1 protein-coding gene is annotated in these 325 nt (G+C 63.4%); it reads left to right on the plus strand.

Features of this window, described 5'->3' with window-relative positions; all coding sequences use genetic code 11:
* On the plus strand, positions 1-299 hold a 299-nt coding region (locus KMS84_RS44285), incomplete at its 5' end, for a hypothetical protein (protein ID WP_256921501.1).
* Positions 300-325: the final 26 nt, after the last annotated feature.

Here is a 325-nt window from a genome sequence, read left to right on the forward strand (position 1 = left end):
GTGAAGCCGTGCGTAACGCCCATCCGGGTATGGCTGGGCAGGGCAAGTGGTCGCACGATGCCGTTTGGCACACAGCCAAGGAATGCGGGTTCGAGAACCTGAACAAGCTCGACGCCGCTCTGAGTCTGAAACTGTTCGACCGGAACTACACGATCACCATTCGGCGCTTGCTCGACGGATTGCCTCTGCAGGCAATGCCGAAGGCGCTCCCCGCAAAGGTCGATGGCCGAATCACCCCGGAGGTGGGGAATGGCGCGCTTGCCCAACTCCGGGCCAAGTTGGCCGGAGGCTCCCGGTGAGTCGTCTCACTGAGGCGGCCCGTGAC

The sequence above is a fragment of the Streptomyces hilarionis genome, from assembly GCF_024539675.1.
Taxonomy (GTDB): Bacteria; Actinomycetota; Actinomycetes; order Streptomycetales; family Streptomycetaceae; genus Streptomyces; species Streptomyces hilarionis.